Source organism: Actinospica sp. (genome assembly GCF_035552695.1).
GTDB lineage: Bacteria > Actinomycetota > Actinomycetes > Streptomycetales > Catenulisporaceae > Actinospica.
On record NZ_DASZKT010000081.1, the window covers coordinates 1 to 7282 of the forward strand.

Here is a 7282-nt window from a genome sequence, read left to right on the forward strand (position 1 = left end):
GACGTCGAGCGCGGAGACCGGCTCGTCGAGCACGAGCACCTTCGGCTTGAGCGCGAGTGCCCGGGCGATGCCGATGCGCTGGCGCTGGCCGCCGGAGAACTCGTGCGGGAAACGATTTCCGTGCTCGGGGTTCAGGCCGACGCGCTGCATCAGATCATTGACGGTTTGCTGGCCGTTGGCGCCGTACAAGCCGTGGATCTTCAGCGGTTCCGCGATGATCTCGTTCACGGTGATCCGCGGGTTCAGGCTCGCGTACGGGTCCTGGAAGACGAGCTGCATGTCCCGGCGCATCCGGCGCAGCTCGCCCTTCGGCATCTTCGTCAGGTCGCGGCCCTGGAAGATCACCTCGCCACTGGTGGCGGGCTGCAGGTGCAGGATCGCCCGGCTGGTCGTGGTCTTGCCGCAACCCGATTCGCCGACCAGGCCGAGCGTCTGGCCCGGGCGGATGTCGAAGGAGACGCCGGAGACGGCGTGCACGGCGCCCACGGTTCGCCTGATCAGCCCGCGCGAGTGGATCGGGAACTCCTTCACCAGATTGCGCACGGAGAGGATCGGCTCGCCGCGATCGACGGCGGGTGCGGGGCGTTCCTCCTGCATCGTCATCGGATCTCGTCCTCTGTCCCGTTGTTGTTGTCCACGATCTCGACGGCTCCCGGAGCGGCGCCGAACTCGGCCGGCAGGGTCGCGTCGGTGGCGGTGGCCGTGAACAGGTCGGCCGGGTCCTGCCGGGCGACCTGCTCCTTGAAGTGGCAGGCGCTCAGATGGATCCGCAGTCCCGCCGCGGTGAATCCGCTGCCGTCCACCGGCTCGAGGTCGGGCTCGCGCGTCTGGCAGATCTCCTGGGCCAGCGGGCAGCGCGGCGTGAACGGGCAGCCGGGCGGCAGGTTGACCAGCGACGGCGGCCCGCCCTGAATCGGCGTCAGCCGCTCCTGCTCCCGCTTGTCCAGCCGGGGCAGCGAGCCGAGCAGGCCGAGCGTGTAGGGCATCCGCGGGTTGTAGTAGATGTCTTCGACGGTGCCGATCTCGACCGGCTTTCCCGCGTACATCACCAGGACCCGGTCGGCCTGCCCGGCGACGACGCCGAGGTCGTGCGTGATCAGCACCATCGCGGCGCCGGTCTCGCGCTGCGCCGCACGCAGCGATTCGAGCACCTGCGCCTGCACGGTCACGTCGAGCGCAGTGGTCGGCTCGTCCGCGATGATCACGTCCGGATCGTTGGCCATCGCGATCGCGATCACCACGCGCTGCCGCATACCGCCGGAGAACTCGTGCGGATACTGGTCGACCCGCTTGTCCGGCTGCGGGATGTTGACCAGGTCCAGCAGCTCGACCGCCCGCCTGCGCGCGGTCTGCCTGCTCACGTCGTTGTGCGCGAGCACGGCCTCGGCGAGCTGGTAGCCGATCTTGTAGACGGGGTTGAGCGAGGTCATCGGGTCCTGGAAGATCATCGCGATCTTGCTGCCGCGGACGCGTGTCATCTCCTTGTCCGTCAGGCCGAGCAGCTCCTCGTCGCGGAAGCGCACCGAGCCGGCGATCCGCGCGGTCTTCGGCAGCAGCCCCATCACGGCCATCGAGGTGACCGACTTTCCGGAGCCGGACTCGCCGACGATGCCGAGCACCTCGCCCGAGCGCAGCTCGTAGGACACCCCGCGCACCGCGTGCACCACGCCGTCGCCGGTCGGGAAGTCCACCGTCAGGTCGCGGACCGAGAGCACCGTGTCGGTCGCCGTCGCGCTCTGCGTCATTTCAGGCACGCACCCTCTGCTGGCTCGGATCGAACGCGTCCCGCAGGCCGTCGCCGATGAAGTTGACGGACAGGCAGATCAGGATGATGAAGATGCCGGGGAAGTAGAACAGCCACCACTGGCCGCCCTGCAGCGCCGTCTGCGCGGCGGAGATCAGCGTGCCGAGCGAGGTGTCCGGCGCCTGCACGCCGAAGCCCAGGTAGGACAGCGCGGACTCGGTCAGGATGGCGAGCGCGACCAGGATCGTGACGACGACGATCACCTGGCCGATCACGTTCGGCAGGATGTGCCGGAAGATGATCCGGCTGTCCTTCGCGCCGAGCGCGCGGGCCGCCTCCACGTACTCCTTCTCGCGCAGCGAGAGCGTTTGGCCGCGCACGATCCGGGACACGGCCGGCCAGGACAGGCCCGCGATGACCAGGGCGAGGGCCGACCAGCCGGCGCTCTGGAAGTGGTGCCCGAGCAGGGCGCCGGCCGCGATGATCGGGATGGTGAGCACGAGGTCGACGATGCGCATCATGACCGAGTCCACGATCCCGCGGTAGAAGCCCGCGATCGCGCCCCAGATCGTGCCGACCACCGTGGCCAGGATCGCCACGGTGAACGCGATCTCCAGCGACCGCTGTGTGCCGCGCAGCACCCGGGCGAACTCGTCGTAGCCGAGGTTGTCGGTGCCGAAGGGGTGCGTGCCGGAGGGCGGCACGGAGTTGTCCGGCGTGATGTCCGTGTACTTGTAGTGCCACAGCGCGCCGCCGACGAAGGCCAGCAGCACGATGGCGACCAGCACGAACACGCTGATCACGGCGAGCTTGTGCTGCAGGAACCGACGGAAGATCAGCTGGAACTGGGTGCGCGCCTGGACGGTGAATTCGCGCTCGACGGGACCGGCGGACGGCGTGATGTTGCCGGTGCTCTGGTTGTCCTCGGTCGGGAGATCATGCATTGCGGATCCTCGGATCAAGCACGCCGTAGAGCAGGTCGGCGATGAGGTTGAACAGGATGACGATGATCGCCGCGACGGTGAGCCAGGCGAGGACCGTGTTGAAGTCTCCGGCGTTGATCCCGGTGACCAGCATGGTGCCCATGCCCTGCCAGCCGAAGACGTTCTCGGTGAGCACCGCGCCGCCGAGGATCGCGGCGGTGTCGAGGGCGACCTGCGTGGTCAGCGGGATCAGCGCCGTGCGCAGGCCGTGCTTGACCATCACCCTCGTGCGGCTCAGGCCCTTAGCGCGGGCCAGCCGCATGTAGTCGCTGCCGAGCACGTCGAGCATCGACGCCCGCTGGAAGCGCGACCAGGACGCGTACGAGGACATCGCCAGGACGATCGTCGGCAGGATCAGGTGCCCGACCGCGTCGCTGAACGCGGACCAGCCGGACAGACCCGGGGTGTTCGCGCCGTAGGTCGAGATGAAGTACCAGTTCAGGCTGTTGTTCATGTTCACGACCAGCTGCTTGAGCAGGATCGCGAACCAGAAGACCGGCAGTGACAGGAACAGGAAGCCGATCAGCGTGATCGTGTAGTCGGTCTTCGAGTACTGCCGGGTCGCGCTGATCACGCCGGAGATGATCGCCAGGATGACGGCCAGGATCATGGCGAGGATGACGAGCCGGGCGGTGAGCTCGAGACTGGTGCCGAGCAGCTGGCCGATCGCGATGCCGGACTGGATCGACGGGCCCCAGTTCCCGTGGAAGAAGAGCTGGCTGAACCAGTGCCCGTAGCGCGCCGGGATCGAGTGGTTGATGTACAGCGTGTTCGCCATCGCGTTGATCACGGCCTGCGACGGCGGCGGGTTCTTCGCCTTGAGCTGCGCGAGCGGATCCGCGCCCCAGGTCACGAGCAGGAACACCAGGAACGTGGAGACGATGAAGACCGGGATCGACACCAGCAGGCGTCGTACGGCGAAAGCGAGCATGGTGGCCTCGGGCCCTCGGATCGGCTGGGGAGGGGAGGAATGGCAGTCCTGCGGGGCGCGGGGCTTGCGACCGCGCACGCGCCCCGCAGGACAGATGTCTCCACGTCAGGACTTCAGGCCCCACTGCCCGATGTTGTAGGTCGGGCCCATCGAAGTCACGTTGTCGCGGACGTTCACCAGGTTCGGATAGAAGGCGATCAGCGTCGGCTTCTGGTACAGCGGAAGCGTGTACGCGTCCTGGCTGATCTGCGCGTCGGCCTTGTTCAGATCGGCGACCTGGGTGGCTGTGTCGGTGGTCTGCGTCGCGGCGGCCAGCCACGCGTCGACGTTCTTGTTCGAGTAGGCGCCGTAGTTGCCGCCGCCGCCGGTGGAGAACAGCGGCTGGTTGGCCGAGGCCGGGAACGGGGTGTTGACCCAGGCGAAGACCACGATGTCGTAGCTGTAGCCGTTGCCGGACTGGGCGAGCGTGGCGCCGAGGTTGTCTGTCGGCGAGACGGCCACCGTGACGCCGAGGTTCGCCATCTCCGCCGCGAACAGCGTGCAGGTGTCCTGCCGGATCTGGTTGCCGACCGTGTACTTCATCTGGAAGGTCGGGATCTTCGTGCCGTCCGGGGCCTCGAGCCCGCCCTTGCCGGCGCCGACGTTCTTGAAGCCCGCCTTGGTCAGGATCGACTCGGCACTCGAACTGTTGCCCTCGCCGAGCCCTGCCTGGGTGACGTTGTCCTGGAAGCCGTTCTGCCCGGGCACCATCATCCGGCTGTTGAGCGGCACGGCCGAGGACTGGAACTGCTTGATGGTCTTGGACAGGATCGCGTTGCGGTCCACGGCCGTGAACATCGCGGTGCGCAGCGTCTTGCCCCAGGTCGAGTTGCCGAGCGCCGAGTTCTTCAGGTTGAAGTCGATGTGCTCGTAGCCCAGGCCGGCGTCGATCTGGTAGCGGATCGTCGAGCCCATGCTCTTGAGCTGGGTCACCAGGTTGGTCTGCGGCTGCGGGTAGATGCCGTCGACCTCCTTGTTCTGCAGCGCCGTCGGCTCCTGCGAGGAGTCGGTGATGGCGCGGAAGGTGACCTGGTCGAGGAACGGCTTCTTGCCGTAGTACTTGGGGTTGGCCTTGAGGATCACCGAGGTCTTGTCCGAGGAGACGCTGGAGACCACGAAGGGGCCGCCGGAGACCGGCAGCGGGTTCGTCTGGAACCAGTTGAAGGAGGCCAGGTTGTCGCCGTGCTGCTTGGCGATGTGCGCCGGGTACATGGTGCTGAACAGCGACTTCCAGTCGGAGAACGGCGTCTTGTAGACCGTGGTGACGGTCTTTCCGTTGTCCGAGCCGGTGACCGACTCGATGTTCTGGAATCCGGTGGTGGTGGCGGCCGCGATGTTGGCGTTCGAGCCGTTCTGGATCTCCCAGTTGTAGACGAAGTCGTCCGCGTTGATCGGCGTGCCGTCGGACCAGACCGCGTTCGGCTGGATCTTGTAGACGACCGTCTGCGGGCTGGTGCTCGTCTCGGTGGCGCTGACCAACAGGTCCGTGTTCATGGTGACCGCGTACGACGGGTTGAACAGGTACGTGGACGGGGTCAGGCCATTGATGATCTGGCCGTAGTCGAAGGTGTTGCCGTCCGCGGACAGCAGGTTCCAGTTGTCCATCGTCTTCTCGATGGTCCAGGTCAGCGAGCCGCCCTGCTTGGGCGTGCCGCTGTTGTAACTGTCCGCGGCCGAGGTGCCCGAGATGGACGTGCTCGAACTCCCGCTACCGCTGCCGCCGCTCGACCCGCTGCACGCTGCCAGCAGCGCGAGGCCGGTGGCCCCCGCCAGCGCTACGACGAGCCGACGCCTGCCGCGCGGTCGCCTCTCTCTCCCTGACATGCGCGCTCCTCCAGCACCTTAGGCATCCGTTTCTCACGGGCATCTCACCCGACAACTAGTGCCAAACTAGGGCGTTTCGGCTGGCGACGCGCGGTGAATGCGGCCGAAAGAATGAAGGGAGCTGAAACCGCGTGAGTTCTGTTGGCGTCGGTCGGCGATCAGCCGGCCGTGCGCAGGGCGGGGTTGGTCCAGCGCCAGTTCCGCCGGGCGTAGACCGGCCGCAGGCCCGCGCGCTCCAGGTTCGCCGGCGAGCGGTTCGAGACCCCGGGCTGCGGCCGGCCGGTCTCCGCGATCACCCATCGGCAGCGGCCTGGTGGGCGGCCTCGATCCGGGCGGCGACGAGGGCCGACTGGGCGCCGAGCCGCTGATGGCTCGGCAGGGTCGAGGCGGTGTTGAGCGAGGCGATCGGCCCGCAGACGAACAGGTTGCCGCCGGCGACGAGCTCGTCGCCGTCCCAGGCCGCGAAGGGCGTGAAGGCCGGGTTGTCGATGTATGCAGCGAACATCGGGACCAGGTCCTCCGGCATCCCGAAGGCGCGCAGCACGACGCGGGCCCACTCCTCGGCGTGCTCGGGGCGGACCTTCTCGACGCGCAGCCGGGTCGGGCTGTCGGGTTCGGGCTTGAGGCCGTCGATCGGCCCGGCCAGCTTGAGCCATTCGGAACCGCCGCTGAGGCCGAGGCCGGCCTCGATCGACGGCCAGTCAGGCGGCAGCGCCGAGGGGGCGATCTGCAGAATCGCCGTCGGTGCGTCCACGGCCTGGTAGAACGCGAAAACCTCGTCCATCAGGCCCGCGGTGATCGGCTGGGTGGCGCCGAAGCCGAGGGCCTTGCTCCAGGACTTGGTCGGGTCCTCGCGCATGGACAGCGCGACGCCGCAACCGATCCGCGCGGTGTCGATGCCGAGCTTCACCTTGGTGTCGGACGGCGCGCCCGCCTCGCACGCGTAGTAGCTCGGCCTCGGTGGTCTCGAGCAGGGCGATCAACTCGGGGGAAAACGAATCGCCGGTCATGCCCACACGATCCGGAAAATCGTCCCGGAGTTCGATCACGCAACTGTGATCTGCGTCATATTTGCCCGGTCACGGGTGCAGGATCCGCAGGTGCTCGGCACGCCCGTCACTCAGTTGGAGTACCCAGAGCGCGGCCGGCGGGCAGTGCGTCGGATCGTCGGACGGGTTGATCAGCGCGGTCTCCCAGATCGCCGCGTCGCTTCCGCCGACGACGTTCAGCAGCCGGAAGCGCACCCCGGCGGACAGGTCCCGGTCGAGCGCCCGGAGCGGATAGTCGTAGCCCTTCGTGCGTTTCCCGCTCGCCCAGCGGAACTCGACCGTCGGCAGCCAAAGCTGCCCGGCTATGTCGGCGATGCGGCCGTGATCGAAGGAGCCGATCAACGCCTCGGCCTCCCGGCACCGCTGCTCGGCGACCCCGGATACGCCGCCGTACGCCGCGTCCGCGCTCGTCAGCAGACCGCGCGCCAGTCTGCCGCGCGCCTCGCTCAGCCGACTGCGGACCGTGCCCACCGGAATTCCGCAGGCCAGCGCGATGTCCTGATAGGCCGTCACGGCGGTGAAGTACCGCAGCATCACCACGAGACGCAGCGGCGGGGACAGTTCGCTGACGGCGTGCCAGACCCACTCCCGCAGCGCGCCGCGCTCCAGCGGTTCCGCCGGATCCGGCTCCGCCGACGGCAGGTCCGCGAGGTAGTCCCCGACAGGCACGGGCGCGTTCACCCGAAGCCGCATCCGGCACGCGTTGCGCACC

At 68.0% G+C, this 7282-nt stretch carries 8 protein-coding genes; all 8 read right to left on the reverse strand.

Annotation, left to right across the window (positions count from 1 at the left end; all coding sequences use genetic code 11):
- Positions 1 to 603: ATP-binding cassette domain-containing protein (locus VG296_RS10720; RefSeq protein ID WP_325565491.1), on the reverse strand; the 603-nt coding region annotated here is incomplete at its 3' end.
- Positions 600 to 1745: an ABC transporter ATP-binding protein gene (locus VG296_RS10725; protein ID WP_325565492.1), complete on the reverse strand. Its 1146-nt coding sequence runs from the start codon at positions 1743 to 1745 to the stop codon at positions 600 to 602. The genes VG296_RS10720 and VG296_RS10725, both read right to left, overlap by 4 nt.
- Position 1746: 1 nt before the next feature.
- Entirely contained in the window at positions 1747 to 2688 is a 942-nt protein-coding gene (locus VG296_RS10730) for an ABC transporter permease (RefSeq protein ID WP_325565493.1), read from the reverse strand.
- Positions 2681 to 3658 (reverse strand): ABC transporter permease, encoded by a 978-nt coding sequence (locus VG296_RS10735; protein ID WP_325565494.1) that lies wholly within the window; start codon positions 3656 to 3658, stop codon positions 2681 to 2683. The genes VG296_RS10730 and VG296_RS10735 overlap by 8 nt, the downstream gene beginning before the upstream one ends.
- Before the next feature lie 105 nt (positions 3659 to 3763).
- A complete protein-coding gene (locus tag VG296_RS10740) occupies positions 3764 to 5521 on the reverse strand; it encodes an ABC transporter family substrate-binding protein (RefSeq protein WP_325565495.1) in 1758 nt (585 codons plus the stop codon).
- A 158-nt stretch (positions 5522 to 5679) separates the two neighbouring features.
- Positions 5680 to 5817, reverse strand: a complete 138-nt coding sequence (locus tag VG296_RS10745) for a hypothetical protein (protein ID WP_325565496.1) — start codon at positions 5815 to 5817, stop codon at positions 5680 to 5682.
- Positions 5814 to 6431, reverse strand: a complete 618-nt coding sequence (locus VG296_RS10750) for a hypothetical protein (RefSeq protein WP_325565497.1) — start codon at positions 6429 to 6431, stop codon at positions 5814 to 5816. The genes VG296_RS10745 and VG296_RS10750 overlap by 4 nt, the downstream gene beginning before the upstream one ends.
- A 169-nt stretch (positions 6432 to 6600) precedes the next feature.
- Positions 6601 to 7282 (reverse strand): sigma-70 family RNA polymerase sigma factor (locus VG296_RS10755; protein ID WP_325565498.1); only part of this gene is annotated, 682 nt, incomplete at its 5' end.